Annotated in this window: 22 protein-coding genes, 2 pseudogenes and 1 riboswitch; of the genes and pseudogenes, 8 read left to right on the top strand and 16 right to left on the bottom strand. The window is 43.7% G+C overall.

Going from position 1 to position 26,837, the window contains the following annotated elements; all coding sequences use genetic code 11:
• The first annotated feature begins 56 nt into the window (after positions 1 to 56).
• The 3 genes and pseudogenes from A3CS_RS01000000111030 (at position 57) to A3CS_RS0107390 (ending at position 2,613) form a co-directional block, all read left to right on the top strand.
• Positions 57 to 1,456, top strand: a pseudogene (locus tag A3CS_RS01000000111030) (SIR2 family protein).
• A gap of 2 nt (positions 1,457 to 1,458) precedes the next feature.
• Positions 1,459 to 1,941 (top strand): TIR domain-containing protein, encoded by a 483-nt coding sequence (locus A3CS_RS0107395; protein WP_005548138.1) that lies wholly within the window; start codon positions 1,459 to 1,461, stop codon positions 1,939 to 1,941.
• A gap of 27 nt (positions 1,942 to 1,968) precedes the next feature.
• On the top strand, positions 1,969 to 2,613 hold the full coding sequence (locus tag A3CS_RS0107390) for a TIR domain-containing protein (protein WP_005548140.1): 645 nt from the start codon (positions 1,969 to 1,971) through the stop codon (positions 2,611 to 2,613).
• Positions 2,614 to 2,700: 87 nt separating this feature from the next.
• Here the strand turns inward: A3CS_RS0107390 and pdxH are convergent, their stop codons facing one another.
• Positions 2,701 to 3,333: a pyridoxamine 5'-phosphate oxidase gene (gene pdxH, locus A3CS_RS0107385; RefSeq protein ID WP_005548142.1), complete on the bottom strand. Its 633-nt coding sequence runs from the start codon at positions 3,331 to 3,333 to the stop codon at positions 2,701 to 2,703.
• A gap of 170 nt (positions 3,334 to 3,503) precedes the next feature.
• On the opposite strand from pdxH, the gene uhpC reads away from it, so the two are divergent.
• Positions 3,504 to 4,829, top strand: a complete 1,326-nt coding sequence (uhpC, locus tag A3CS_RS0107380; RefSeq protein ID WP_019518369.1) for an MFS transporter family glucose-6-phosphate receptor UhpC — start codon at positions 3,504 to 3,506, stop codon at positions 4,827 to 4,829.
• A gap of 117 nt (positions 4,830 to 4,946) precedes the next feature.
• On the opposite strand, the gene A3CS_RS0107375 is transcribed toward uhpC, so the two are convergent.
• The 11 genes from A3CS_RS0107375 to rsmD all read right to left on the bottom strand — a co-directional run bounded on the left by A3CS_RS0107375 (position 4,947) and on the right by rsmD (position 18,282).
• The gene (locus tag A3CS_RS0107375; protein ID WP_005541810.1) at positions 4,947 to 5,240 is read right to left on the bottom strand and encodes a hypothetical protein; all 294 of its coding nucleotides are present in this window, start codon (positions 5,238 to 5,240) and stop codon (positions 4,947 to 4,949) included.
• Between the two features lie 2 nt (positions 5,241 to 5,242).
• Positions 5,243 to 6,478 carry a poly-beta-1,6-N-acetyl-D-glucosamine synthase gene (gene pgaC, locus A3CS_RS0107370; protein ID WP_005548147.1) on the bottom strand — a complete coding sequence of 412 codons (1,236 nt, stop codon included), beginning with the start codon at positions 6,476 to 6,478 and terminating at the stop codon, positions 5,243 to 5,245.
• 8 nt (positions 6,479 to 6,486) lie between these two features.
• Entirely contained in the window at positions 6,487 to 8,403 is a 1,917-nt protein-coding gene (pgaB, locus tag A3CS_RS0107365; RefSeq protein ID WP_005548149.1) for a poly-beta-1,6-N-acetyl-D-glucosamine N-deacetylase PgaB, read from the bottom strand.
• A gap of 15 nt (positions 8,404 to 8,418) precedes the next feature.
• Complete coding sequence (gene pgaA / locus A3CS_RS0107360) at positions 8,419 to 10,806, bottom strand: poly-beta-1,6 N-acetyl-D-glucosamine export porin PgaA (protein ID WP_012820813.1); 2,388 nt, start codon at positions 10,804 to 10,806, stop codon at positions 8,419 to 8,421.
• 302 nt (positions 10,807 to 11,108) lie between these two features.
• Positions 11,109 to 11,828, bottom strand: a complete 720-nt coding sequence (gene deoD / locus A3CS_RS0107355; RefSeq protein WP_005548156.1) for a purine-nucleoside phosphorylase — start codon at positions 11,826 to 11,828, stop codon at positions 11,109 to 11,111.
• Positions 11,829 to 11,953: 125 nt separating this feature from the next.
• Complete coding sequence (locus A3CS_RS0107350; protein WP_005548158.1) at positions 11,954 to 13,204, bottom strand: NupC/NupG family nucleoside CNT transporter; 1,251 nt, start codon at positions 13,202 to 13,204, stop codon at positions 11,954 to 11,956.
• Between the two features lie 291 nt (positions 13,205 to 13,495).
• The gene (locus tag A3CS_RS0107345; RefSeq protein ID WP_005548159.1) at positions 13,496 to 14,671 is read right to left on the bottom strand and encodes a Cof-type HAD-IIB family hydrolase; all 1,176 of its coding nucleotides are present in this window, start codon (positions 14,669 to 14,671) and stop codon (positions 13,496 to 13,498) included.
• A 109-nt stretch (positions 14,672 to 14,780) separates the two neighbouring features.
• The gene (gene manZ, locus A3CS_RS0107340) at positions 14,781 to 15,617 is read right to left on the bottom strand and encodes a PTS mannose transporter subunit IID (RefSeq protein WP_005548161.1); all 837 of its coding nucleotides are present in this window, start codon (positions 15,615 to 15,617) and stop codon (positions 14,781 to 14,783) included.
• A gap of 13 nt (positions 15,618 to 15,630) precedes the next feature.
• A complete protein-coding gene (locus A3CS_RS0107335; protein WP_005548163.1) occupies positions 15,631 to 16,428 on the bottom strand; it encodes a PTS mannose/fructose/sorbose transporter subunit IIC in 798 nt (265 codons plus the stop codon).
• Positions 16,429 to 16,445: 17 nt separating this feature from the next.
• Positions 16,446 to 17,411 (bottom strand): mannose/fructose/sorbose PTS transporter subunit IIB, encoded by a 966-nt coding sequence (locus tag A3CS_RS1000000111595; protein WP_005548165.1) that lies wholly within the window; start codon positions 17,409 to 17,411, stop codon positions 16,446 to 16,448.
• Positions 17,412 to 17,697: 286 nt separating this feature from the next.
• Positions 17,698 to 18,282 carry a 16S rRNA (guanine(966)-N(2))-methyltransferase RsmD gene (rsmD, locus tag A3CS_RS0107325; protein WP_005548167.1) on the bottom strand — a complete coding sequence of 195 codons (585 nt, stop codon included), beginning with the start codon at positions 18,280 to 18,282 and terminating at the stop codon, positions 17,698 to 17,700.
• 87 nt (positions 18,283 to 18,369) lie between these two features.
• On the opposite strand from rsmD, the gene ftsY reads away from it, so the two are divergent.
• Positions 18,370 to 19,731: a signal recognition particle-docking protein FtsY gene (gene ftsY / locus A3CS_RS0107320; RefSeq protein WP_005548170.1), complete on the top strand. Its 1,362-nt coding sequence runs from the start codon at positions 18,370 to 18,372 to the stop codon at positions 19,729 to 19,731.
• Between the two features lie 174 nt (positions 19,732 to 19,905).
• Positions 19,906 to 20,910 (top strand): tryptophan--tRNA ligase, encoded by a 1,005-nt coding sequence (gene trpS, locus A3CS_RS0107315; RefSeq protein ID WP_019518368.1) that lies wholly within the window; start codon positions 19,906 to 19,908, stop codon positions 20,908 to 20,910.
• A gap of 86 nt (positions 20,911 to 20,996) precedes the next feature.
• Here trpS and ribB read toward each other — a convergent pair whose 3' ends face one another.
• The 3 genes from ribB to ppa form a co-directional block, all read right to left on the bottom strand.
• A complete protein-coding gene (ribB, locus tag A3CS_RS0107310) occupies positions 20,997 to 21,641 on the bottom strand; it encodes a 3,4-dihydroxy-2-butanone-4-phosphate synthase (RefSeq protein WP_005548174.1) in 645 nt (214 codons plus the stop codon).
• 92 nt (positions 21,642 to 21,733) lie between these two features.
• A riboswitch (FMN riboswitch) is annotated at positions 21,734 to 21,917 on the bottom strand.
• 403 nt (positions 21,918 to 22,320) lie between these two features.
• A complete protein-coding gene (locus tag A3CS_RS0107305; RefSeq protein ID WP_005548176.1) occupies positions 22,321 to 23,094 on the bottom strand; it encodes a M48 family metallopeptidase in 774 nt (257 codons plus the stop codon).
• Positions 23,095 to 23,169: 75 nt separating this feature from the next.
• Positions 23,170 to 23,697 (bottom strand): inorganic diphosphatase, encoded by a 528-nt coding sequence (gene ppa, locus A3CS_RS0107300; protein WP_005548178.1) that lies wholly within the window; start codon positions 23,695 to 23,697, stop codon positions 23,170 to 23,172.
• Between the two features lie 161 nt (positions 23,698 to 23,858).
• On the opposite strand from ppa, the gene mtr reads away from it, so the two are divergent.
• Positions 23,859 to 25,103, top strand: coding sequence for a tryptophan permease (mtr, locus tag A3CS_RS0107295; protein WP_005548180.1), 1,245 nt, complete (start codon positions 23,859 to 23,861; stop codon positions 25,101 to 25,103).
• Between the two features lie 278 nt (positions 25,104 to 25,381).
• Positions 25,382 to 25,699: pseudogene (locus tag A3CS_RS01000000111025) on the top strand (DUF4298 domain-containing protein).
• 381 nt (positions 25,700 to 26,080) lie between these two features.
• Here A3CS_RS01000000111025 and aphA read toward each other — a convergent pair.
• Positions 26,081 to 26,788 (bottom strand): acid phosphatase AphA, encoded by a 708-nt coding sequence (gene aphA / locus A3CS_RS0107285; RefSeq protein WP_019518367.1) that lies wholly within the window; start codon positions 26,786 to 26,788, stop codon positions 26,081 to 26,083.
• Between the last annotated feature and the right edge of the window lie 49 nt (positions 26,789 to 26,837).

The raw sequence follows: 26,837 nt of genomic DNA, 5'->3' as shown, positions 1-26,837 counted from the left end.
TAATCTCTATTTCACTATACTTTTAGAATTCTAAAAAATAACTTTTGAGTAAAAACATGAATAAAAAACAATTGATAAAAGAATTAGTTAACGAGTTATCTGCAAATAACCTAGCCATCTTCGCTGGTGCAGGGTTATCTGTTTCAGCTGGTTTTGTAGATTGGAAGATATTGCTTCGTGATTTAGCAGATGAGATGAATTTAGATATAGACAAAGAAGAAAGCAATCTAGTCTCTTTGGCTCAGTATTATGTCAATAGTAAATGTGGTAAACGTTCAAAAATCAACCAACTCATTTTAGATGAGTTTTCCCAGAGTGCTACATTGACAGAAAATCATAAAATATTAGCTAGACTTCCCATAGATACTTTCTGGACAACCAATATGACTCTATGATAGAAACAGCATGAAAAGAAGCTGGGAAAGTTGTGGATGTAAAGCACTGCGTAGAACAACTTCCAATATCAATTCATAAAAGAGATGTTGTTGTATATAAAATGCATGGCGATGCTTCTCTGCCAAATCAAACTGTTCTTATCAAGGACGATTATGAGAAATTTCATTTAACAAGAAATGACTTTTTTAATGCTTTGCGTGGAGATCTATTAACAAAAAGATTTTTATTTTTAGGGTTTAGCTTTTCTGATCCTAATATTGATTATATTCTGAGTCGGATTAGAGCGTCATATAGTGAAAATCAAAAAGAGCATTTTTGTATTTTAAGAAAAGTCCAAAAGAATGAGAATGAACCACAAGATGAATTTGAATACAGACAACGGAAGCAACAATTTTTTATTTCAGATTTAGAGCGAGTAGGAATTAGTGCGTTATTAATTGATGATTATTCAGAAATTACAGAAATATTGATGGAAATAGAACAAGCTCAAAAACGTAAAACTATTTTTATCTCAGGGGCAGCAGAAAATTATTCTCCTTATTCTCAGCAAGAAGTTGAACAATTTGTTTCTTCTCTTTCTCAAGAGATTTTAAAACTAGGGTATCGTATTGTTACAGGTTTTGGATTAGGAATAGGTAGCTCAGTTATTTCAGGCGCAATAAAACATCTTACGGAACAAAATTTAAAAATAGATGAGGACTATTTGATACTTCGCCAATTCCCTCAGAATAAAGAAGGGAAAGAATTGTGGTCTGCTTGGCGTGAAGATATGATTTCTTATGCTGGTATCTCTATATTTCTATTCGGAAATAAATTACAGAATGGAAATTTGATTTTATCAAATGGTATGCAGGAGGAATTTGATATTTCCAAAAGGAATGGAAATGTTTTAATCCCTGTTGCTGCTACTGGATATATGGCAAAACAACTCTGGGATAATGAGATGAATAAAGAGTCTGCTAAGGAGGTTGAAAATGAAATGCAAGCACTATCTAAAGAAAATATTTCGCTAGATGAATTAAGATCTAATATTTTGTCAATTTTAAAAAAGGTTAAATAATTATGAAGAGAAATGTATTTTATAGTTTTCATTATGAAAAAGATGTTTTCCGTGTTCAACAAGTAAGAAACATTGGAAAGCTAGAAGGCAATCCACCAGCGACACCTAATACCTGGGAAGAAATAAAAAGGAAAGGAGATAAAGAAATACAAAAATGGATTGATGAAAATTTATCTGGTAAAAGCTGTCTGGTTGTTCTGATTGGAGAAGATACATCTAAACGAAAATGGGTTAAGTATGAAATTCAAAAAGCTTGGAATGATGGAAAAGGCGTATTGGGTATCTATATTCATAACCTGAAAGATCCAAAAAGTGGTGAATGTAGAAAAGGCGACAATCCATTTGAACAATTTACGTTCGAAAATGGCTCTAAATTATCTAGCATAGTCAAATGTTATAATCCTAAATCTTCGGATGCCTATAATGATATTGCAGATAATATAGAAAAATGGATTGAAGAGGCTATTTCCATTCGTAAAAAATAATAATCAAATACTCTAAGGAAACCTATCATGGGAAATAAAATTTTTATTTCGTATAAATATTCTGACAATGCTGTTAAACAACTTAAAGAACCCAATAATTTGTTTTCATTCTATAGTCAATATAAAACAACTGCTCGTGATTATGTTGATATTATTCAAAATAAATTTGAGCGTGATGATATTCATATCAATAAAGGGGAAAATGATAATGAAAGTCTTGCCGGCTTTAAAACGGAGACTATTCGTTCAAAATTAGCAGAAAAGATTTTTGATAGTTCCGTTACCATTGTTCTTATCTCCCCCAATATAAAAAATTCTTGGAAATCAGAGAAAGATCAATGGATACCTTGGGAAATTGCTTATTCACTAAGAAGTAAGCGACGTCCAGATAACCGAAGCAAGCGTAATGCAATTTTATTGGTCGTTCTACCTGATAGATATGGTTATTATGATTACGTAAATTCATATGGCTTTTATTTTGATATTATTCAAAGAAACTTGAATAACCTGCATACACCATATACTACATATAAACTAAGGAATGGTTGTTCTAATTCATATATGCTTCAATGTAACTGGGATAAGTTTATCTCTAATCCGAATGCTTGGATTGAAGCTGCAATAGAAATTAGAGATAAAGGAAATAATTATAATATTGTAATAAGACCATAAACTTCCCTCTCTAGTCGACACTATCAAAAAACAATTTAAAATCCCACCGCACTTTCCCCAAAAGTGCGGTGTTTTTTTCCAACGTTTTTACGGCGATAATCTCACATTTTTCCATTCCCCGTTTTCCAGCAAATAACAAATGCGGTCGTGCAGGCGGCTGGGTCTGCCTTGCCAGAATTCGATGCGGTCGGGGGTGACGAGGTAGCCGCCCCAGGATTCCGGGCGAGGGACGTTGAGGGGGTGTTGGGCGGCGATGAGGGCGGCTTTGGCGAGTAAAGATTTGTAGCCGGAAATGACCGCACTTTGTTCGCTTGCCCAGGCGCCGATGCGGCTGGTGTATGGGCGGCTGGCGAAATAAGCGTCCGATTGCTCGGCAGAGATTTTTTCCGCTTTGCCTTCGATGCGTACGGAGCGTTCCAGTTCCGGCCAGAAGAAGGTTAAGGCGACGTAGGGCTGTTGTTCAATGGCGCGTCCTTTGCGGCTGTGGTAGTTGGTGAAAAACACAAACCCCTGCACATTTACTTCTTTTAATAGCACCATGCGGCTGCTCGGTCGTCCGTTTTCATTGACGGTGGCGAGGTTCATGGCAGTGGGTTCATTCACTTGTGCGTTGATGGCGTCGTCCAGCCAGTGTTCAAATTGCGTGATGGGATTGGCGTGGCATTCCAGTTGCGACAGCACTTTTTTGCGGTATTCTGCGCGAATGTTGTGTAAATCCATTGTCTCTCCTTTTTATTTGCTGTTAGCGTGTTCTCACTATAACAAAATCCGTCGCTTCGGGAGTAAAGGATTTTGCTATCTGTGACAAATGTCACTTTTTGAACATTTGTTTTGTACTATACTGGTCAATATGGGTTTTGTTACTTAAATCACAAAATAAGGAGAAAGCAATGGGTATTTTTAGTGTCCAGCCGGATTTGCCGGTGACCAAAAGCAAGGAAGAAATTGACAAAACGTACCGTTATTGGCGTATGCACCTGATGATTACCAGCTACATCGGCTATGCTGTATTTTATTTTACGCGGAAAAGTTTTAATTTTGTGATGCCGGCGATGTTAACAGATTTGGGCTTGCAAAAAACGGATATTGGGATCATGGGCACTGCGTTTTACTTGACCTACGGCGTATCAAAATTTTTGTCCGGTGTGTTAGGTGACCGTTCAAACCCGCGCTATTTTATGGGCATCGGGTTGATGATGACCGGGGTGGTGAACATTTTCTTCGGCTTGAGCTCTTCAGTGTTTATGTTTATTACCCTTTGGATGATTAATGCGTTTTTCCAAGGCTGGGGCTGGCCGCCTTGTTCTAAGATTTTGAACACTTGGTATTCGCGCAATGAACGCGGTTTGTGGTGGGCAATTTGGAATACCTCGCACAACCTCGGCGGTGCGCTGATTCCGTTGCTCGCCGGTGCGGTAACGCTCTATTGGGGCTGGCGTTACGGCATGATTGTACCGGGGATTATTGCCTGTGTCGTCGGTTTTGCCATATGCTTCTTGTTGCGTGATCGCCCGACCTCCATGGGTTTGCCGACCGTGGGGGAATGGCGCAATGATGCGGCGGAAAAAGAACATGAAAGCGAAGGTGTGGGTTTATCCGACTGGGAAATTTTAAAAACCTATGTGTTCAAAAACACGATTATTTGGGCGCTCGCATTCTCTTGGTGTTTCATTTATATGGTTCGCACCGGGATTAACGACTGGGGCAATTTGTATTTAACGGAAACCCATGGCTACGACTTGTTAAAAGCCAATTCGGCGGTGTCCTTCTTTGAAATCGGCGGTTTCTTGGGTGCGTTATTTGCCGGTTGGGGATCTGATAAATTCTTCCACGGCAACCGCACTCAAATGAATATTATTTATGTGTTGGGCATTATTGCTGTGTCCCTCGCGCTATGGTTTATTCCGAGCGATAATTATTTCGTAATGAGCACCTTGTTCTTCTTAATGGGCTTCTTTATTTTCGGGCCACAATTCCTTATCGCCATGGCGGCAGCGGAAAACTCCCACAAATACGCCTCCGGTTCCGCCACCGGCTTTGTGAGCTTATTCGCATATATCGGTGCCGCTGCTGCCGGTGTACCGTTGGCGTGGATTATTAAATCCTTACACTGGAATGGCTTCTTCGGCAGCCTGTTTATTGTATCCTTGGGCTGTGCGTTATTACTGGTGTTGGTGTATTTCTTACAACGCCGTAAAAATGAAATGAAAGCATAGGCAAAAAAAGTGCGGTGGAAAATCCAAATGTTTTTTCAACCGCACTTTTTTATGTTGCTTTACAAGTTAAATGTGTTGATAGCGTTAAACCATTTCATCAAAATGAGAAATCTTTTCTTATTTTCTCTTTTTTCTCCTTCTTCCTGCTGAAATAATCGACCAAAAGAATGTAATGATAACAAGGATAATCGCCGCACTAAACATGATTACAATCACGTCGTGAAAGAAAAATTGTTCCAGCACGGGCTGAGTAAAGATCCCTTTGGCGTATTTGATGATAAACGCAATACTGTAAATCCATAATCCCCAAGTGAGGAGATCCAAAATAAAGTTTTTCACTAACATTTTGAAAGATAAACGATCACTTTTATCAATCACCATGAGTTTTTGCAGTTCATCTGACGACGACATCGTTATACTCCTCTATCCGGGCTGGTCCATACGGCAAATTTTGATTTGTTTCGGAAAATCGCCTTAGGAATACCAACCAATAACGTCACGGTATTTAATAGCCAATAGACATAAGGATACCAAATACAAGATAAACCATAACGTAGTAAGTTGCGTTCATATCGTGAATCAATATACAAACTTAACAGACATTGTAAAAAGAAAGCGAAGAACATAATGGAAATGTTAGTTTCAAACAGCCCCATATTTTCAATACTGATGTCAAATATATATTTTTGAATTAAGGCAATAACAGCAAGTAACACCCAAAGAAATGCCCAAATAACGGTAGCAAAATACTCAATATACATTGGCCACAAGCGACGATTCCTCCAATGCCATATTTTCGAAAAATACTTCATGATAGTTTCCGCACCGCCTTGTGCCCAACGCAAACGCTGTTTATAAAGCCCTTTTATGCTTTCCGGCATAAGCACCCAGCAGAGTGCGCGTGGTTCGTACATGATGTTGTAACCGGCAATTTGAATTTTCCAGCTAATATCAATGTCTTCGGTGATCATGTTAGTACTCCATCCACCGATTTCTTCCATGACATCTTTACGGAATAAACAACACACGCCGGAAACGGTAAAGATTGTGCCCATTAGACCTTGTGCCCGCTTAATTAGACCGATGATGGAGCTGAACTCGGATACCTGTAAACGCCCCAAAATAGTACTACGGTTACGTACACGCGGATTACCTGTGGTAGCAGCATATTTCGGATCTTGCTCTAAGGCTTGAACCATGTAGTCCAGCGCGTAGTAATCCAATACCGCATCACCGTCGATACAGGCAACGTATTTTCCCTTGGCAACCGTTAAACCATGATTCAATGCACTGGCTTTGCCTTGATTTTCTTGGTGCAATGCAGTGATTCGAGGTTCTTTCGCCGCCCAGCGATCAATGACTTCAGCAGTGTTATCCTTACTGCCGTCATTAATAAAAATGAGTTCGTAATTCGGGTATCTCAGCTGAAGCAAGTGCGGTATGGATTCATCAAGATTATTGCCCTCGTTATAACAAGGCACCATGAGGCTAATCATAGGCACCTGCTCACCCGGTAAATAACGGGAAATCGGCTCGTTTAGCTTGCCTTCCTTAAATAAATAGTAACAGGCACCTGCCATGAACCAGTAAATCGCCATACCGGCAGGATAGACAAAGACGAAAATACTTAATATTTCGAATACACTCATACCAATCCCTATGGTTTACCTGCTTGAGTATTCAGAGACATATAACGTCTCATTTTTTGCATATTCGGCTGATCGGCAACAAAATTATCCGGATAGTAGCCGTAACTATAGATACCGTTGCGTTGCAACAATTCAATCCAGCTAATCAATTCTGTTTCAGGAATTGGCTGTTTGGTTTTCAAATTCACCGACTGGAATTCAAATAACACTTTATTTAACGGTGCCTGTGCTTTGACCCGCTGAATCAGGGCAGCAAACCATTTTTCCGCTTGTTTGGCGGAAATTGTCTGATGATGTTCCATGTAAGGCATCGCCATAATTGCCGTAGTATCATAGTGTTTAGTTAAGGTAGTCAGATTTTGTGCAAACCATTCTTCCGCTTTCGGATTGGTAATCACCGACGCATGCAAGCTACGCACGGTTTTTAGGGCGGGCGTACTACTTAGGAAATAAGGTTTCAGCGCGTTCGTCAGCTCATCAGTCACACCAATTAAATCTAACGTTTTTTGTTTTGCAGCGGCAGTCACGCCATCACCTTCACTATGGCTTTCTACGCCTTCAAAATCCGTTAAAAACGCATCATCATGGAATAAAATTCCGTCAAATTTTGCATAGAATGATAAATCATTATAAATAGACTTAATCATCTCCACATTCTTTCGGTCATACGGCGAAAGGCGTAAGTATTTATCTTTTGCCGGTTGGTTTGTGCGGTGATCTACCACATAGGTTGCCTCTTTAACATGATTGCGCAAGTCAAACGCCAAAACCGGCATCCACGCATATACCTTCACGTTGGCACGGGTTCTGAGCTGCCAGGCAATTTGACTGAAAATATCATCCCGCACCGGTAAATAACGATTCGGGAAATACAACGCATCGGCAACGCCATCGCCGTCCGGATCGGAAAACGCTTTCAGATAAACCGTAGTAATACCATAACGATACATACGCTCAATTAATTTATCAAAATTCTTTGCCTGTTGTTTTTTATCGGCGTCATAAAGAGAGTCGAGATCAATATGGACTATGCGCATCAATTTACTTTCATCATCCACACCATCAAGGAAATTTTTAATGGTGGAGAAACCGGTTTCCGTGTCAATTAATAAACGACCGACGTATCTATCACCAATTTTATTAATAATTTTCTGCCCTAAAGCAAAGTGATGCGTCATTCCCGATTGCTTTGCCGCGTCTATGGCAACGTCATTAAATTGCCCGTAAGGCCATACCATAATACGCGGTTTCTTACCGATTTGACGTTGAATGCTTTTTGATGAGCGGGAAAAATCCTGAACTAAACGATTTTTATACTCCGTTTTGCTCTCGTATCGATTATTTTTATATTCCGGTGCTACCACCGCCGGAAGTTGGCTGCCCGCCGGATTGGCACGCACACCATGGTGTAAATTATCCGTGTGGGAGGCGATTTCCACCAAGCCACTTTGTTCCATTTCACGCACCTGCTCCCAAGTAACAAAAACGTTACGTGGAAGTTTGATGTTGGCATAAGGAATTAATTGGTTTACCGGCGTATCCAACCAACTGCTTACCGGGGCAAACACGGCGGGATAATTATAGGCCTTTAGAATCGGATAAATCACGTTATACATGGTGGCATAGCCATCATCAAAAGAAAGCACCACCGCTTTTTCCGGCAAAGTACTTTTGCCGTTTTCCGCATCAATAATCTGCTGCCAGCTCACCACGTTATAACCGTTATCTTTTAACCAGTTAAAATGGCTAATTAACAAATTGGCGGAAATGGTTTGCGGGAAATACTGTTTTTCTTCTTTTGCGGCCGTATCATCCACTACTGAGTGATACGCCAGCACGCCGTATCTATCCTGAGCAGATGCTACACCGGTGATAAACACAAATGAAACGACAATAATTTGTAATAATTTTTGTAAAATTTTCATAATAGCTACCGAGTACTAATAATAAAGTGAGAAAGAGAGGTTACCAAAGTTATTAAATTCGGGATTACCGTCATAAATATTCTTTTTACGTCCGATTTCATATAAAAAGCCATATTGTTTACCAATACGCCATTCATGCCCGTAACTCACTGACCAGGTTTTACTACGCTGTTGTGCCTGCTGTTTATAAGCACCAAAGTTGCCTTTCAAGTGATGGGTCAGAATCAGCGCATAATCAAACGGCTGGTAATAACTCAAATCACCGCCCACTTCGTAACTGACTGCTTTTATCGGGTTGTAATAATCCGCGGATTGAACGGTTTTATTTCGCGTATAATCCACACGGAAATTGTTGGTTAGCGCCCAGCGATCATGCTTAAAGGTTTTTGTATTCAGCCATAAATTAGCATCATGTCTTAAATTACTGTCACTAAAGCGGGAAAAATAAACACCACCGCCTAATTGGAACAGATCAGAATAAGTGTAAACTACAGACGCGCCGCCACCTTTGGTATAAACATTTTGCGCAGCTGCTCTTGACGGAACATCGGTGCCGTTAATATGTCCGCGCAAATTAAATGCCCAACGCTGATTTAACTCATAACTTAAATCGGATGTCACATAACCGCGTTTGCTGAGTTTAATGCCTTTACCGGCTTCTATACGCACATTAAGCGGATAGAAATTCAGTTCGGTACCCGCACCAATAAATTGTGCATTGAGTGAATTGCCATCCACCGGTACGCGGCTTTCCGTATAACGCACATAAAGATCGTGCCCCTCTGCGGTTTTTAGTGTGTAAATCGCGTAATCTTGAGTGGATTCATTATGTTGTTTTGTCGGTGCAGAAGTGCGGTGCTGTAGATTAACACTTCCTACAATACGCCCTTTATGCGCCAATTCATAACGCTCCATCAAGGGTTTGACTGAATCCATTTCTTCAGGGCTCATTTCCTGAATCAAACGTTTCGCCGTCGGTAAATCATTTTGACGTAATGCGATTTCAATTAAAGCATGACGAACATATTTTTGGTCGGATTCAATAAAGAAAACGCCCGCTTTATGCGCCCATTCTTTAGCCTCATCAAAATTATAACGATTACGCTCCAACTCGGCTTTTTGCAATAGTACCCAACCATCTCCAGGGGTTTTATCCAATGCACGTTCATCAATCATTTTCTGCGCTAAACCTGCATTGCCACGCCATAATGCCAAGCGTGCCAAACCGAAATAACGCTCATCATATGACGGATTCGGAACGCGTGATGTATGAGTGTAATCATTTACATAAGGTGAGCTGTTAATCTGTTCTAAATAGTGCTGTGCCAAAGCGAATTCACCTGCGTCACTGGCGGCAGAAAACATTTTTAACAAAAGCTCATCACTTACCGGTGCTTTCTTATCTAAAGCGGACTGTGCAAGAGATTGATATGTTGCCAAGGCTTTATGTGGTGACGCATGTGCCAGTTCATAATCAGCAAAAGCTTCACGTAAATAAGCCGACGGGGTCGGTAACGCTTTTAAAGTGGCATAATCATCACGAACGGCATCAAATTCATGTAATTGCACACCTAATATAAATCGATCCATTAATGTTTGTTGATAAAGCGGATGTGCCGGATCAATTTTCCGTAAAAGTGCGGTCAATCCTGCGAATGAATTTTTTAAATGCTTTCGATTATTTTTGGCATTTTTTGCTGATGCGATGATTTTATCATGCTCGTACCAAAGCAAATCTTTTTCACTAAACAAATCCGGATATTCCGATTGTAATTTTTTCTGCAACGGATGAATGTTGTATTTTGAGGCAAGCCGATAAAGATTACCGGCAAGATGAGTATTTTTCGGATTTCTTGACAATTCACGTTGCCAACGACCCAATTTTGCCATATCGGATTGGGTAAAATCCAATAAATAACTGTTGGCATCCCAATAAGCTGTATTTTCACCAAAACGTTTTTTGTAGTTAATGAGAGCGTCTTTTGCCACCGTATAATTTTTTAATTCGGTTGCCACTAAGACTTTGCCTAATAACCCATTGGGATTTTGCGGATATTTTTTTGCTAACTGTGAATACAGTTCAAAAGAACGTTGGAATTGTTTTTCATTACGGGCAGCTTTTCCCAGATTTTCCAACTCACTTTCGGAAAATTGCGTTGGTGTGCAGGATTCGCATACCTTTAAGGCGTGTATAGATTGATTATTACGCAAATAAAGGGCGATTAAGTCATCACGGACTTTGAGATCTTTAGTGCGTTCAAAGAGTTTTTCTAATTGGGGAATAGCTTGTTTTAATTCGCTATCTCCCTGTCTGGAAAAGATAATAATTTTTTCCCGTTCAAGATCAATTGGAGATTGATTGGCGTGTGCAAATGGTATTGTTGAGAGCGAAATTCCACTCATAAATACCATCTTAAATAGATAAGACGGTCGCTTCATTTTTTAGTTTATTCCATGGATTTATTATAAATTGTAGAATATTGTTTAAAAATTCTACTGATTAGTCAGGAAGACAATAACTTTATAAATTAGTTCAGTCACAATTTATATAAATGATAAAAAAATGGTAGAAAATATAACATTTTTATTACCAATAATTAACATTTTCATAAATAAAATCGTAGCAAATACAAAAATTAAGTCTTTGCTACGAAACATCGAAATTTTTGACCGCACTTTCACGTTCAAAAAATAATTAAATAAAATTATGCTTCTTTGTCGTCAATTAATATGGCTTCTAATGCGATTTTAATCATTTCATTAAAGGTTAATTGACGTTCTTCCGCACTGGTTTGTTCGTGTGTACGAATATGGTCGGAAACGGTGCAGATAGTTAATGCACGGGCGCCGTATTCTGCCGCTACGCCATAAATACCCGCCGCTTCCATTTCCACGCCGAGAATACCGTATTTTTCCATCACGTCGAACATTGCCACATCCGGGGTATAGAATAAATCGGCGGAGAATAAATTGCCGACACGTGCTTTTACGCCCAACGTTTTTACCGCTTGCACAGCCGCCTGAGTTAAACCGAAATCGGCGATAGCAGCGAAATCATTGTCTTTAAAACGGATACGATTCACTTTGGAATCGGTACAGGCGCCGACGCCGATAACCACGTCACGCACTTTAACATCCATACGTACGGCACCACAGGAACCCACACGGATGAGTTTTTTTACGCCGTACTCAGTGATCAGCTCTTTCGCATAAATGGAGCAAGACGGAATTCCCATACCGTGCGCCATGACGGAAATGCGACGGCCTTTATAAGTGCCTGTGAATCCCAACATATTGCGTACATTAGTCACTTCTTTCACATCGTCTAAAAAGGTTTCAGCGATATATTTTGCACGGAGCGGGTCGCCCGGCATTAATACGGCATCGGCAAATGCACCGGCAGGTGCGTTAATATGTGGAGTCATAGTGTTTTCCTTTTATTACATTACGTTGAACAAAATTCTAAGCAAACGTTTTCGCTACCTATAAACGACAACACCACGAACGCGTCGTGGTGTCGTCAAAAAACATCGTTAAATCATACCGCACTTTATAGCACGGCACCACTTAAACCAATAAATAAACCGGCAATGGTTGCGCTCATTAAGTTGGATAATGAACCGGCAACCACTGCTTTTAAACCTAAGCGGGCAACATCACTACGGCGATTTGGTGCCATTCCGCCCAAGCCACCGATTAAAATCGCGATGGAGCTGAAGTTGGCGAAACCACAAAGGGCGAAGGTGATAATCGCTTTGGTTTTATCGCTTAATACTATTGCCGCATCAGGTTGCAAATATTTAGTGAATTCCAGGTAGCCGACGAATTCATTGACCGCTAATTTCAGACCGATCATTTGACCTGCTACAGCTGATTCATTCCAAGGAATCCCGATTAAATAGGCCAGAGGTTTAAAGATCCATCCTAAAATCACTTGTAAGGTTAAATCCGGTTCGCCAAAGAATCCACCAAAACTGCTTAAAATCCAGTTAATTAAGGCGATAACAGAAACGAAAGCAATCAGCATTGCGCCCACATTCATTGCTAAATGCATGCCATCACGTGCACCGTTTGCCAAGGCCTCAATGGCGTTGGACGGTTTTTCCACATTTGCATCTTCTTTTAATGCGTCGTCGCTTTTTTCCGTTTGTGGAAACATGATTTTGGCAAACAATAAACCACCCGGTGCTGCCATGAAGGATGCTGCGATCAAGTAAGTCAGCGGCACGCCCATACCTGCATAGCCTGCCATAACGGAACCTGCAATAGACGCCACACCGCCGACCATAACTGTGAATAATTCGGATTGCGTCATGCGACCAATGAATGGCTTGACGATTAATGGTGCTTCTGTTTGACCGACGAAAATATTTGCTGCGGCAGACATGGACTCAGCTTTTGAGGTACCTAATAATTTTTGTAATCCACCACCGATAAGCTTAATAATCCATTGCATGATGCCGATATAGTAAAGGAGTGAAATTAATGCGGAGAAGAAGATAATGACAGGTAGCACTTTCACGGCGAAGATAAAGCCAAAACTTTGGCTCGGATCGGTCAGACCACCGAACACAAAACTAATCCCCTCATTCCCGAATCCAATGATTTTCCCGATAAAATCGGAAGCAGCTTTTAACGCTTCACGTCCTTTATCCACATAAAGCACGAAAGCACCAATAGCAATTTGGATTGCCAGTGCACCGAAAACAGTACGCAAATTTATCGCCTTACGGTTATTAGAGAATAAAACAGCAATCCCTAACAGCACAAAAATACCGATAATGCTAATTAAAATGTCCATAAGAACCTCAAAGTAGATTAAAATTCTGCCTATTCTATTGTTTCCCATAAAAAAATGGGAACGAATTTTATTGGTAGGTTAAAGCATCTAACTTCATCGTGGTTAAAATATCCCAGAACCGGCGTGATGTGAAAATTCTCACACTGAATGAAGTAAATGGGTGAATCATTTTACGAAATGAAACAGGCAAACGCAATTTACGCATGTCTAAGATACGTGATCTCCGTCACAGTTTTTGCTTCAAGTTTTATCATCGGAACGAAAAGTGCGGTCATTTCTCACGTTAAATTTTTACTTACCAAACACCCGATTGAGTACCAAAGCAATGCCGCCTTCGTTATTATTGGCGGTGACTTCTTTTGCTGCTTGTTTGACGGCGTCGGGGGCGTTGCCCATGGCGACGCTTAAACCGGCGTATTGCAACATATCCAAATCGTTGAAATTATCGCCGAACGCGATGACCTGATCCGCCGTGATGCCGAGATACTGTTCCATAAATTGAATTGCTTTGGCTTTGGTAGCGGCGGCGTTCATGATTTCCAAATATTCGTTTTTGGAACGGTGAATACTTAAATTTGGCAGTGCCTGTTTCAGCACGGGTTCCACCGCTTGGATTTCGTCGGCGTCGCCCATGATTAAGAGTTTATGCACTTCCGTAAGGTTGTCCGGCATCGCTGCCGCGGTTAAGCCGGTGATGGCGCTTTCCTGTTTAATCCAATCATTGTTGACATCATTACAGAACCAATCCAACCCGGCGTAGTAACTGATGGAAAGGTGGGCGAAATCCGCCAGCAGTTCGTTCAGTTTTTGCAGATCCTGCGGTTCGAGAATCACGCTATAAAGTGCGGTCAGATTTTTATCTAAAATTAACGCGCCGCTGTAACAAATCATGCCGTGTTGTGCGCCAAGCTGTTCCGTATAAGGCGTAATGGCGTAAGGCGGGCGTGCGGAAACGGGAATAAACGGAATGCCCCGTTTGAGCATGTTTTTGATAGCATCTTCCGTTTTCAGGGTGATTTGGTGTTGGTTGTTGAGTAGCGTACCGTCGATGTCGCTGAATACGGCTTTGTATTGCGGTGTGGTCTGTTCGGCATTTTCCGCCAAGGTAGTGTCAGCAAACTTGAGCAGACGATGGAGTTCCTTTTTGCCTTTTTCCGATAACACTTTGTTATCTTTTAAAATTTGTGTGGCGCGGGCGTGAATGAAACGCACATAATCCAAATTCTTCGTTTGCGGAAATTGTTTTTCGGCAAATTGCATTTCGGCGAAATCTTTATTGGCTTGCCCGATAAGCATTTTCTGGCCGATGAGGACGATAAGCGCCACCGCAAGGGCAATCACCGCGCCGTAGCCGTTGGTGGGGTAGTAAAGCACGCCCGCCAGAATAAAAAGTGCGGTCACTAAATTCGATGAATTTTTGATGTAGCCCTCGGCGGGCGGCGCTTTGATGAGGTCTTTGAGTTTCATTCGGAATCCATTGATTGGTAGGGTTGTTTATAGATAGTGCGCGTCTTTCGAACACTTGTGGTCGGGAGACGCGCGCCATCATTATTGCCATTGTAATGCTTATGTTGAATTACGCTAACACACCGAAATGGTAGCCGATGATACCCACGCCAAACAGCGCGAAGATGATATACATGGCGTTGATTTTTTTGCGTAGCAAATACATACACAAGAAAGTGAGCAACAATGCCGCCAAGCCCGGGAGCAAGTCGTTTAATACGCTTTGTACGGTAGTGACCACTTCATCGCCCATTTGGTTTCTATAGCGTGACAGTTCCAGCGGAATGTTAATGCTGGTCCATTTCGACACCAACGAGCCCATGACAAAGAGACCTAGGATCGACGCCCCCTGCGTCAGTTTTTGTAAGCGACCGCCGCCCATATCGTTCACGATTTCCGTTCCTTTTTCGTAACCGTATTTGAAGCCGTACCAACGGGTTAACGCACGACACAGGTTAATGCCGATGAAGAACAATAGCGGTCCTAACCGGCTGCCGGTAATCGCCAACCCTGCGCCGAGGGCGGCAAGCACAGGACGTAATGTCCCCCAGAAAATCGGATCGCCCACACCAGCGAGCGGACCCATAAGACCTACTTTCACCCCGCTGATTGCCGCATCGTCAATGTCTTTTGCCCCATTGGCGCGTTCTTGTTCCATGGCGGCGGTAACCCCGATGATGGAAGAGGCAACCCAAGGTTGGGTGTTGAAGAATTCTAAGTGGCGTTTTAACGCCGCCGCTTGATCTTCTTTTTTGCTGTACAGGCGTTTGATCGCAGGAATCATGGAAACACAGAAGCCCATCGCCTGCATCCGTTCAAAGTTAAAGGAACCCAATAAGAAGGTTGAGCGCCAGTAAGTGCTACGAATATCTTTTTTCGTTAAAGCGAGTTTATTTTGTTCAGTCATGATCTGTTCCTTCTTAAAGTCCTTCAAGTTCATCATCTGCTAATTCGCGTTTTGCGCTGCTTGGTAGCAATGCCGCCTGATTGAAACGCGGATTTAATTGAATGTAGAGAATTGCCAAACAGGTACCTAAAATACCCAAGCCCACCAGGTTGTAACCGGAGAAGGAGGCAATGACGAAGCCAAGGAAGAAGAACGGCATTAACGCACCGGCGCGCATCATGTTGATCACCATGGCGTAACCGACCACCACAATGAAGCCCCCGGCGATTTGTAACCCGCGGGTGACCACTTCCGGAATGGAGTTCAACGCGTGAGTAACGGTGTCGGTGCCGGCAACTAAGGCAACGAAGAAGGTCGGAATGGCAACGCGCAAGGCTTGTAAGGAAAGCCCGGCGAAGTGACAGAATTCAATGCCGCGGAAGTTAGCTTGTGTCGCGTAATCGTCCGCTTTGTGTTGCAGGAATATGGTGAGCGTACGCACGAAAATGGTTAACACCTGACCGGCTGCCGCCACAGGAATGGCGATAGCTAATGCGCTGCCTTTGTCCTGACCGCCTTTGATCACCAAAATCGCTGCGATCACACTGGCAAGCGCCGCATCAGGCGCCATTGCCGCGCCCACGTTCATCCAGCCGAGGGCGACCAATTCTAACGTACCACCCACGATAATACCGGTTTGTAAATCACCGAGCACCAGTCCGATCAGGGTACAGGCGACTAACGGACGGTGGGTTTGACGTTCGTCCAACACACTTCCCATACCGCAAATGGCGGCGACCAGTGTGACTAAAATAATTTCCATTGTTGTCATGGTAAATAATCCTCTAATTAGAATTTAACGGCATCAAGTTCTTTATGGGTCAACATCACTTTCGGATTGGCGGCCACTTGTTGCAGGCTCAGTTCAACGCCTTTATCCAACAATTGTTTGAAGGCTTCCACGTCGGTCGGGTTAACGGCAACCGCTTGGGAAAGCAATTTGTTGCCCTCGCGGTACGTCATACCGCCCACGTTGACTTTCTCCACTTTCACACCGCCGTCAATTAAACGCACGATGTCGGACGGATTGGTCACCAACCAAAGAATATTTTTGCCCGCGTATTTCGGGTTGTGATACACCTTAATGGCTTTTTCCACCGGAATTACATAGGCTTTCAAGTGTGGCGGTGCAACCTGTAGCAGTAAATCACGACGCAGCGGATCGTTCGCCACATCATCATTTACCGCAAAAATCGCTTCGCATTTCACCGCTTTTGCCCAAGAGGTTGCCACTTGACCGTGAATCAAACGGCTGTCGATACGCAGTAAAGAAATGTTCATATTGCCGGAAAGTGCGGTCGGTTTTTCCGCTTCGGCAGGTTTGGCGGCTTGCGCCGGTGGGGTGGCAGGGTTTGCGTCTTCTTTCGGCTGACGGAAGGATTTCACCGCCGCCACGCCCACTTCCTTGGCGGTTTCCACCAATTCCGGCAGGCTTGCGCCGTTTTTCGCATCCAACACTTCCAGTAACATCGGCAAGCTAATACCGGTCACAATATCCGTATTTTCCCGTCCGGTCGCTACCCGCGCCGCCGCGTTATACGGGCTGCCGCCGAATAAATCCACCAAAAACAGCACCGGCTCGTTTTCCGGCAAGGTGGCGATAATGGCATTATATTTTTCAACCAAATGCTCACCGCCTTCACCCGGCAGGAAAGTAACAACATGGCAGTTTTCATCTTCGCCAAACACCATCGCGGCGGAATTGACGATTTCTTCCGAAAACTTACCGTGCGTTGCAACGATAATGTGGGTCATTCAAAACCTCCTTTAAGTTATTAAAAATTAGACGTTTGAATCGTTTCAGCGAAAAATTCAAAACGGTCGCAAACGTTTGCATGATGGCTAAGTGTATTCATTTGATGGAAGTCGTCAAATAGAGAGTTCAAAAATCGTGATCACGATCAACAAGTACGATGAGTTGATAGCATTAAAAACAACATCTTGGCGCTGAAATGTTATTTTATGTGGGGGAAATTTAAGAATTTGTTATGAAAATCTTGGTGAAAGAGGTTGCGTTTACAGCGTCGCCTATTAAACCCGTTTATGCCGCCTGATACAACCGATAGCTCACCCGCCCACTGTCTTTTTCTTTCAATAACGCCCAAGTTGCGGGTACTTGAAGATCTTTGCCTTTTTCCGTTTCCACATAAACCAAGGCTTGCGGACGCAGCCAATGATGTTGCGCCAACAGCGCAATGGCTTGTTCCGCCAAATCAAAATGGAAGGGCGGATCGAGAAAAACCACATCAAAGTGCGGTTGATTTTGCGGGTGATTTAAAAACTGCAAACTGTTTTGATTTACCACTTGCGCGCGGTCGGCACATTTCAGGGTTTGAATATTTTTCGTTAACTGGTGCGCCACCGCTTTTTCCAATTCGAGAAAGGTCACTTTCGACGCTTGGCGGGAAAGGGCTTCAAAGCCGAGGGAACCGCTGCCCGCGAAACAATCCAAACATTCACTGCCGGCAATGTAAGGCATCAGCCAGTTAAACAAGGTTTCTTTCACGCGATCGCCAGTGGGGCGTAGCCCTTGGTAAGACAGCACCGGCAATTTTCGCCCGCGCCATAACCCGGCGATAATGCGCACCTCGCCTTTCGTGCCTTGTGGAATTGTTGGTTTTTTCATATAAATCGGAATTTATGCTTAGTTTATCGGGGCTTGTTTGTTAGAATAGCCGGCATTTTATCAAGTTTAAGCGAGAGTGGGCAATTTATGCCGGATGAAAAGAAAAAAGGCGGTTTTTGGTCTTGGTTCGGATTAGGTAAAAATAAACAGGAAGAATCCGAAGAACCGAAGGAACAAGCATCACAAGAAAAAACGAGTCATTACGTTCAAGAATCACAACCTGAAGCGCAAGAAACAGCGGAAAAAAACACCGCACTTCCGGAGGAAGCAGAGACCGAAAATACATTAACGGAAGATACATCGATGGTGCACGCTTCACAGCCTGTGCCATCAGATGAAACGCCAGTTGACGTTGGTGTTGAATCTAATCCGGTCATTGAAGAAACGATTGCAAATTCGACCGCACTTTTAGACGACGAAACGGAAGCACAAGCCGAAAGTGCGGTGGAAATTTCCAATGAATCTCACGAAGAAGACAGCGCCGTTGCCGACATGGTGGAAACGCAGGAAAAACCAAGTGAAGGCGGCTTTTTCAGTCGCTTATTAAAAGGCTTGGTGAAAACCAAACAAAATATCGGTGCGGGCTTCCGTAGCTTTTTCTTAGGCAAAAAAATCGACGACGACTTGTTCGAGGAATTGGAAGAACAGTTACTTATCGCCGACATCGGCGTGCCGACCACCACCAAAATTATCAATAATCTGACCCAACACGCTACCCGCCAACAGTTGCAAAATGCGGATTCACTGTATCAACAGCTAAAATTGGAAATGGGCGAAATCCTGAAACCGGTGGCGCAACCGTTGCACATCGACGGCAGCAAAAAGCCTTATGTGATTTTGATGGTGGGCGTAAACGGCGTGGGCAAAACCACCACCATCGGCAAGTTGGCGCGCAAATTCCAAATGGAAGGCAAATCCGTCATGTTGGCGGCGGGCGATACCTTCCGCGCGGCGGCAGTGGAGCAGTTGCAGGTGTGGGGCGAACGCAATCACATTCCGGTGGTGGCGCAAAGCACCGGCTCCGATTCCGCCTCGGTGATTTTTGATGCCATGCAATCGGCGGCGGCGCGTAATATCGACATTCTGATCGCCGACACCGCAGGGCGTCTGCAAAATAAAAATAACCTGATGGACGAGTTGAAAAAAATTGTCCGCGTCATGAAAAAATACGACGAAAGCGCCCCGCACGAAATTATGCTCACATTGGATGCAGGCACCGGTCAAAACGCCATCAGCCAAGCCAAATTGTTCAATGAAGCGGTGGGCTTAACCGGCATCAGCCTGACCAAACTGGACGGTACCGCCAAAGGCGGCGTGATTTTCGCCATCGCCGACCAATTCAACCTGCCGATCCGCTACATTGGCGTCGGCGAAAAAATTGAAGATTTACGCGAATTCAACGCAGAAGAATTTATTGAGGCTTTATTTGCTCATGAGGAGGAAGATTAGGCTTGTCACTTTTTTTATCTGCCTAATCAACCACTTTCTTTCCCCTGTGAATGGAAAAAAGCAAAATATTTTTGAAATATCAATGTATTAAAATGTTTCGAACAACTGAGGTTGAGAAACGCGCGCCATCGCGAGTTATCAATAACAAGATTTAAAAAAATTAAGGATGTAAAAATGAGCAAACCTATCGTGTTCAGCGGTGTACAGCCATCGGGTGAATTGACTATCGGTAACTACCTCGGTGCGTTACGTCAGTGGGTAAAAATGCAGGATGATTACGAATGCCTGTTTTGTATCGTGGATCAGCACGCCATCACCGTGCGCCAGGATCCGGCGGCATTACGCAAAGCGACCTTAGACGTGTTGGCGCTCTATTTAGCCTGCGGCATCGACCCGGCGAAATCCACCATTTTCATTCAATCCCATGTGCCGGAACACGCGCAACTGGCTTGGGTGTTAAATTGCTACACCTATTTCGGCGAAATGAGCCGCATGACCCAATTTAAAGATAAATCCACCCGTTATGCGGAAAATGTCAACGTGGGTTTGTTCACTTATCCGGTGTTAATGGCGGCGGATATTTTGCTTTACCAAGCCAATCAAGTGCCGGTGGGCGAAGACCAAAAACAACATTTGGAAATCACCCGCGACATCGCCCAACGTTTTAACGCCTTATACGGACCGCACTTTGCCGTGCCGGAAGTGTTTATCCCGAAAGCGGGCGCGCGCGTGATGTCATTGTTGGAACCGGAAAAGAAAATGTCCAAATCCGACGAAAACCGCAACAACGTCATCGGCTTATTGGAAGACCCGAAAGCGGTCGCCAAGAAAATCAAACGCGCAGTGACCGACTCCGACGAGCCGCCGGTGATTCGTTATGATGTGAAAAACAAAGCAGGCGTGTCAAATTTGCTGGATATTCTGTCCGGTGTCAGCGGCAAAACTATCGCAGAACTTGAACAGGAATTTGAAGGCAAAATGTATGGTCACTTAAAAGGCGCGGTGGCAGAAGAAGTCTCCGCCATGTTGACCACCCTGCAGGAACGCTACCACCATTTCCGCAACAATGAGGTATTACTGCACCAAATCGCCAAAGAAGGCGCAAAAAAAGCTCAAGCCCGCGCGCGAGCAACACTGGTGAAAGTGTATGAAGCCGTCGGGTTTATTGCGGCGAAGTGATTAATCTTAAACAGAAGTAAAAAAGTGCGGTTAAAATCCATCGTGAATTTTAACCGCACTTTAGTTTAGATTTTTAGCAAAGCCGTTTAGCAGTGATATTTCTGACGGTATGTAATCAAGTCTTCAATAGTCACAATCGCATAACCCTGTTGTTTCACGAATTCCACCAGTTCCGGCGCTCTTGCCATGGTGCCGTCGTCGTTGGTGATTTCGCAGATCACGCCCGCTTCTTTATAGCCTGCTAAACGTGCCAAATCCACCGCCGCTTCTGTGTGACCGTTGCGTTGTAGTACACCGTTCGGGGCGGCACGTAATGGGAAAACGTGTCCCGGGCGGTGTAAATCGCTCGGTTTGGCGCCGTCGGCAATGGCGGCTTTAATGGTGGTCACGCGGTCGGCGGCAGACACCCCGGTGGAAACCCCTTCGGCAGCTTCAATGGTGACGGTAAAGGCAGTTTTATTCACGCTGGTGTTGTGGTTTACCATCGGAGGTAAATCCAGTTGTTTGCACAATTCGTCGGTGATACATAAACACACGATGCCGCTGCCGTAGCGGATAAGTTTTGCCATTTGGGCGGCGGTAATGGTTTCGGCGGGGAAGATTAAATCGCCTTCGTTTTCGCGATTCTCATCGTCTAACACAAGGACGCCGTCGCCTTGTTTGAAGGCGTCGATGGCGGCTTTGACACGTTCTTCAGCGGTGCCGAACGGGGATAATAATGACTGATTCATAGTAAATGCCTTTTTAATAAGATGAATTTATACCAGAATCAGGGCGGACGATAAAAAGGACGAACACAGGTTTGAACAAACCTGTGCTGCTTTTTTATTCTCTTTCATCCAGACTGTCACTGTCGGCTTTGGATTCGCACCAAATCTGCTGACTTTATCGAAAAAACGCCGTCAAAAACGACCGCACTTTTGTCGATAAACGCTCGTGGGCTTGCATTGAAACATTCCTTCATGCTTACCACCGGTAGGGACTTTCACCCTGCCCTGAGAATGCGCGCCTAGTATAGCGCAAAGGGACTGGTGTTAAAATCGGTTTTTGGCACACAAGGACAATTTAACGCGTCTAATACGAGTTAATCGGCATAACTCTACTCAGCCCTAAAAAAATTTCCAAAAGCTATTTCAAATAGCCCAATGAGAGAATGAAGTACGAACAAGAGTTGTTGGTAGCCTAACGTTAATTCGCAAAAGTTAATTCAAATTTTCAATCATGGAAAATTTTAGGGAAAATCCACCAAAATGAACCAAAAGAAATACCTTTAACCCTATATTACCAGGCTAGGCATGTTATTTTACTGCAAGTTAAAATTCAGTTTCAGGTTTTGTGCAACTGCTACAGAATATTGGGTGAATTTAAAAAACGCCGAAGAAAGTGACCGCACTTTTTTGCTAATTAGGATTAGCGTTTTCTGCTTTGTTTGTATAAGGCAACCGCTTCAGGCATTAAGCGTACTAAGTTCTCTTGGCGATCTTTGTCGCTTGGGTGAGTTGAACTTAATTTGTCTAAGATACCTTGAGAGCCGGTTGAGGCTTTTTGCATTTTGTCCCACAATTTCGGTGCCGCTTCAGGGTTGTAACCGGATTTTGCCATTAATATTAAACCGACTTCATCGGCTTCGGTTTCCGCGCTACGGGAATACGGTTTGTCCAAGCCCCAGTCTTTGGCTAAGCCCACTACCATTGAACTGCTGTCAGCGCCGATTTTCGTGGCTAACGCTTCTTGTGCAACACTGGCGACAACATCGGTGAATTGACCGATATTGGCTTTTTTCTTACCATGTTCTTTTAAGGCATGTGCCATTTCATGTCCCATTACGGTGGCGATTTCATCATCGGTTAAACGTAAGTTATCTACTAAACCGGTGTAAAACGCCATTTTCCCGCCGGGCATCGCCCAAGCGTTAAGTTCTTTGGACTTGATGACAGAAATTTGCCAGTCAAAGGCTTGTCCTGTTTTGTTTTCGGCATTGGCATACGGCACCATCTTGTTAAAGATTTTGCGTACACGCTGTGCAGTTTTTGATTTGTTATCCACTTGCCCGTGTGCTTGCGCCTGGCTGATCATTTGTGCGTAGCCCGTAGCCGCTTCTTGGTTAATGGAAGCAGAATCCGCACAAGCGGTTAAGATGCCGATAGTTGAAACTAATACGAGCATTTTGCCTAATCTAGACATAGATTTTCCTCAATAAGGTTGATTGTGTGTAAAAAACCGCCCTTCTGAAAAAGGGCGGTGGTAAAAAGATTTCAATTATTTTTTTGCACGTTCAAATGAATCAAGGATTTCATGACGGGCGGCTTCAACGCCTTCCCAGCCTTCCACTTTCACCCATTTACCTGTTTCTAAAGCTTTATAGCTTTCGAAGAAGTGCTGGATTTGTGCTTTTAACAATGCAGGTAAATCGCCTACATCTTGAATGTGATCATATTCTTTGCTCAATTTGGTGTGCGGTACGGCAACCACTTTCGCATCGCCGCCGGCTTCATCGGTCATCTTTAACACACCTACAGGACGGCAACGAATGACCGAACCCGGTTGTAACGGATACGGAGTCGGCACTAAAACGTCAACCGGGTCGCCGTCGGAAGAAAGGGTGTTGTTCACATAACCATAGTTGGCAGGATAGAACATTGCCGTTGCCATGAAACGGTCCACAAATAATGTGCCGGTTTCTTTGTCAACTTCGTATTTAATCGGATCTGAGTTTGCAGGGATTTCGATGACAACATAAATATCATCAGGTAATGCTTTACCTGCCGGTACTCTTTCTAAGCCCATTTGCTATTCCTTCTGTTGAGTGTCAATAAAGCTGACCAATTATAGCGGGAATCGGCTTCCTTTGTCGAGTTACACGACATGAATCGACAAATTAAAATCTATTGTCTTTTCTATTTGCACTATTATAATAGTTCAAATTTTCTTATAAAAGGAACAGCATTATGACGACTGCAAAACGCCCTTCGTTACTTGGCGGCGCGATGATTATCACCGGTACGGCGATCGGTGCGGGAATGCTCGCCAATCCCACCTCCACCGCCGGCATTTGGTTTGCCGGTTCCATCGTCATCTTAATTTACACCTGGTTCTGCATGACCACATCAGGCTTGATGATTTTAGAAGCTAACTTACATTATCCCACCGGCGCCAGTTTCGACACTATCGTCACCGATTTGTTGGGTAGAGGCTGGAATGTCATTAACGGTTTGTCCGTGGCATTCGTACTGTATATTTTAACGTATGCCTATATCACCTCAGGTGGCAGCATTACAGAAAGTTTCCTCAATCAACTGGGTGAAAACGTAGAAGTCGGGCGCAGCGCAGGTTCGCTGATTTTCTGCATTGTTTTGGCAGCGTTTGTATGGCTCTCCACAAAAGCCGTTGATCGCTTCAGTACCGTGCTTATCGCCGGCATGGTGATTTCCTTTTTTCTGTCCACCGCCGGATTATTAAGCTCTGTGAAAATCGACGTTTTATTTAACACCGTCGCACAAGGCGAACAGCAATATTTACCTTATATTTTGACCGCACTTCCCGTGTGTTTGGTGTCTTTCGGCTTCCACGGCAACGTGCCGAGCCTGGTGAAATATTACGATCGTGACGGCAACCGCGTGATGAAATCCATTTTCCTCGGCACCGGTTTGGGGCTTGTCGTTTACATTTTGTGGCAACTTGCCATTCAAGGTAACTTACCGCGCGCCGAGTTCGCCCCGGTCATCGCCAAGGGCGGTGACGTCGCGGCGTTACTGGAAGCGTTGAGCAAATACATTCAAACGGATTACATCGGTATTATTCTGAATTTCTTCGCCTATATGGCAATCGCCAGTTCCTTCCTCGGCGTCACCTTAGGCTTGTTCGATTACATCGCCGATCTATGTAAATTCGATGACAGCCGTTTAGGACGCACCAAAACCACATTGGTTACCTTCCTGCCACCTCTATTGCTGAGCTTGCAATTTCCTTTCGGTTTCGTGCTTGCCATCGGTTACGCTGGTTTGGCAGCCACCATTTGGGCGGCAATTGTGCCCGCGTTATTGGCAAAAGCCAGCCGCAAAAAATTCCCGAACGCGACATATCGCGTGCATGGCGGCAACTTCATGATTTATTTCGTGATCCTGTTCGGGTTATTGAATATCTTCGTGCAAGTGGCATTGCAATTCGGCTGGCTCTCGGATTTCAAAGGATAATATGCCGGAAAAGCAAAACGTGTATGATAAAGTGGTTTTTTTGTGCTTTATCAAAAACTGTGCGGTAACTCCTGCAGTCTGAATGAAACCGTAGTTACAGGGCAAGTCTTAGATTTAGGCTGTGGTTGTGGTGAGCGTCTTAAACTGTATTTGGAACCGAGGGAACTAAACAATTTGAGTCTGTGCAGTACAGAGCCCAATATTTTCTCTGTCCAAGTTGTAGGAGGGCACTTTTGAGATGAAAGTGCGGTTATTTTTGCAGGCGTTTTGGAGGTTAAATGTTATCGAAAGCACGTTTAGAGCAAATCACCGAAATGGAAGCCATTTTGAGCGAATCCAATGATTTTCTTGCTGAAGCGGAAACGTTTTTTGAAAAATGGCAGGCGTTTTTACCAAAAATGGAAGCCTTATAACGTTATTATTTTGACGGCGATTGGCGCGAGGATTATGAAGCCTATGGGCGTGGCGATATTCCGAAAGAGTTGCCTTGTGGCGTATTGGGTGAAGATCCGATTTTTAATGCGAGTGTGACACAACGGGATTTAGCGGTACGGTGGCTGAAATTAATCAGCCGGATTTTAGACAACAATAAGTAATTTGTTAAAAAACACTGTGTTCATTTTCAATTTACCATAAATGAGTACATTTGTTTTGTCCCCAAAATTTATGTTTTTTTAGAGAAATTAACCTTTTATGCAATAGGTAATACGTCTGGACCGCGCTATGGTACATTATTGTTCGTGTGGTTGACCTTATGAGCGTTGTTTTAGCAGTTGACATTTGGAATTCTCCGTTTTGCTGAAAACAACATTGATAGAGACGGATTAGGCGTTGAACGCTTCTACGTCCCGGGTCGCAACTCTGCCGCTTCTATCGAAATCTGCTTCTAACCGAGGCTGAAATTCATCGTAAAAAAACGACCGCACTTTGAGGGGGCTCCTTCAAAGTGCGGCTATCTTTTTATGTGTTTTTAAAAACTAGTAGCTTGAGTTAATTAACACTTCTTCGCCGTAGCCACCGAGGGTTGGCATCGGTTGATATGTGGAGTTGGCGGCGCGCATGAGGCGGATGCCACGAACGCCGGCTTCTTTGGCGGCAAGAATGTCATCGTCACTGTCGCCGTAGTGAATGGTGACTTTGTGTTCGATAATGCCCGGGGTTTTGTTGTATTTGGTGGTGCGATCACGTCCGCCCATGAATTCTACCGGGTGCATATTTTTGATGTTAAAGGCTTTTTGTAACACCGGGGTCACGCCGTCTTTGTCCCCGGCGGTACGACCGGTGATGAAATAAATTTGGTCGCCGCGCTCTTGGTGCATATTGATTAAATCCACCGCAATTTGTTTTGGAATGGAATATTGGTCACAACCGGCGTTTACTTCGTTCCAGAAATCCTGATTTTTCAAATAATCCTGTTTACCCGGTGAGTATTTTTGTTGTCCGTGATAAAAACACGGGCTGCTGAATAATACGGTGTCGTCAATATCAAAGCTTATATTCATCGGTGCTTTGCCTTCCAATTCTTTTTTCAATTGGTCAACGGAAATCCAGTGAATCGGTTGTTCTACCAACATTTCTCGGGCGTTGGTGCCTTGGTGGGTGTAAGGTTCGCTTTTTACCGCCATTGCCGGAAGGGTTGCGGCTGTTAGCATGGCGATGAGGGATAATTTAACGAGGTTTTTCATGGTAACTCCTGAGTGCGTTGTTAATTGACGGTAGTTATCGTACCTGTTC

This window comes from Aggregatibacter actinomycetemcomitans DSM 8324 (assembly GCF_000372365.1).
GTDB classification, from domain to species: Bacteria; Pseudomonadota; Gammaproteobacteria; order Enterobacterales; family Pasteurellaceae; genus Aggregatibacter; species Aggregatibacter actinomycetemcomitans.
The sequence above is the reverse complement of the archived record's forward strand: the minus strand, read 5'-3'. Positions and strand labels throughout refer to the sequence as shown.

What these genes read in the sequence shown, in the direction of transcription:
- pgaC (WP_005548147.1), bottom strand. Translation starts at nt 6,478, where the DNA reads ATGAGTGTATTCGAAATATTAAGTATTTTCGTCTTTGTCTATCCTGCC.
- pgaA (WP_012820813.1), bottom strand. Translation starts at nt 10,806, where the DNA reads ATGAGTGGAATTTCGCTCTCAACAATACCATTTGCACACGCCAATCAA.
- manZ (WP_005548161.1), bottom strand. Translation starts at nt 15,617, where the DNA reads ATGACTGAACAAAATAAACTCGCTTTAACGAAAAAAGATATTCGTAGC.
- ppa (WP_005548178.1), bottom strand. Translation starts at nt 23,697, where the DNA reads ATGGGCTTAGAAAGAGTACCGGCAGGTAAAGCATTACCTGATGATATT.
- ftsY (WP_005548170.1), top strand. Translation starts at nt 18,370, where the DNA reads ATGCCGGATGAAAAGAAAAAAGGCGGTTTTTGGTCTTGGTTCGGATTA.
- trpS (WP_019518368.1), top strand. Translation starts at nt 19,906, where the DNA reads ATGAGCAAACCTATCGTGTTCAGCGGTGTACAGCCATCGGGTGAATTG.
- A3CS_RS0107390 (WP_005548140.1), top strand. Translation starts at nt 1,969, where the DNA reads ATGGGAAATAAAATTTTTATTTCGTATAAATATTCTGACAATGCTGTT.
- A3CS_RS0107350 (WP_005548158.1), bottom strand. Translation starts at nt 13,204, where the DNA reads ATGGACATTTTAATTAGCATTATCGGTATTTTTGTGCTGTTAGGGATT.
- deoD (WP_005548156.1), bottom strand. Translation starts at nt 11,828, where the DNA reads ATGACTCCACATATTAACGCACCTGCCGGTGCATTTGCCGATGCCGTA.
- mtr (WP_005548180.1), top strand. Translation starts at nt 23,859, where the DNA reads ATGACGACTGCAAAACGCCCTTCGTTACTTGGCGGCGCGATGATTATC.
- ribB (WP_005548174.1), bottom strand. Translation starts at nt 21,641, where the DNA reads ATGAATCAGTCATTATTATCCCCGTTCGGCACCGCTGAAGAACGTGTC.
- aphA (WP_019518367.1), bottom strand. Translation starts at nt 26,788, where the DNA reads ATGAAAAACCTCGTTAAATTATCCCTCATCGCCATGCTAACAGCCGCA.
- A3CS_RS0107395 (WP_005548138.1), top strand. Translation starts at nt 1,459, where the DNA reads ATGAAGAGAAATGTATTTTATAGTTTTCATTATGAAAAAGATGTTTTC.
- A3CS_RS0107345 (WP_005548159.1), bottom strand. Translation starts at nt 14,671, where the DNA reads ATGAAACTCAAAGACCTCATCAAAGCGCCGCCCGCCGAGGGCTACATC.
- pdxH (WP_005548142.1), bottom strand. Translation starts at nt 3,333, where the DNA reads ATGGATTTACACAACATTCGCGCAGAATACCGCAAAAAAGTGCTGTCG.
- A3CS_RS0107375 (WP_005541810.1), bottom strand. Translation starts at nt 5,240, where the DNA reads ATGTCGTCGTCAGATGAACTGCAAAAACTCATGGTGATTGATAAAAGT.
- rsmD (WP_005548167.1), bottom strand. Translation starts at nt 18,282, where the DNA reads ATGAAAAAACCAACAATTCCACAAGGCACGAAAGGCGAGGTGCGCATT.
- A3CS_RS1000000111595 (WP_005548165.1), bottom strand. Translation starts at nt 17,411, where the DNA reads ATGACCCACATTATCGTTGCAACGCACGGTAAGTTTTCGGAAGAAATC.
- uhpC (WP_019518369.1), top strand. Translation starts at nt 3,504, where the DNA reads ATGGGTATTTTTAGTGTCCAGCCGGATTTGCCGGTGACCAAAAGCAAG.
- pgaB (WP_005548149.1), bottom strand. Translation starts at nt 8,403, where the DNA reads ATGAAAATTTTACAAAAATTATTACAAATTATTGTCGTTTCATTTGTG.
- A3CS_RS0107305 (WP_005548176.1), bottom strand. Translation starts at nt 23,094, where the DNA reads ATGTCTAGATTAGGCAAAATGCTCGTATTAGTTTCAACTATCGGCATC.
- A3CS_RS0107335 (WP_005548163.1), bottom strand. Translation starts at nt 16,428, where the DNA reads ATGACAACAATGGAAATTATTTTAGTCACACTGGTCGCCGCCATTTGC.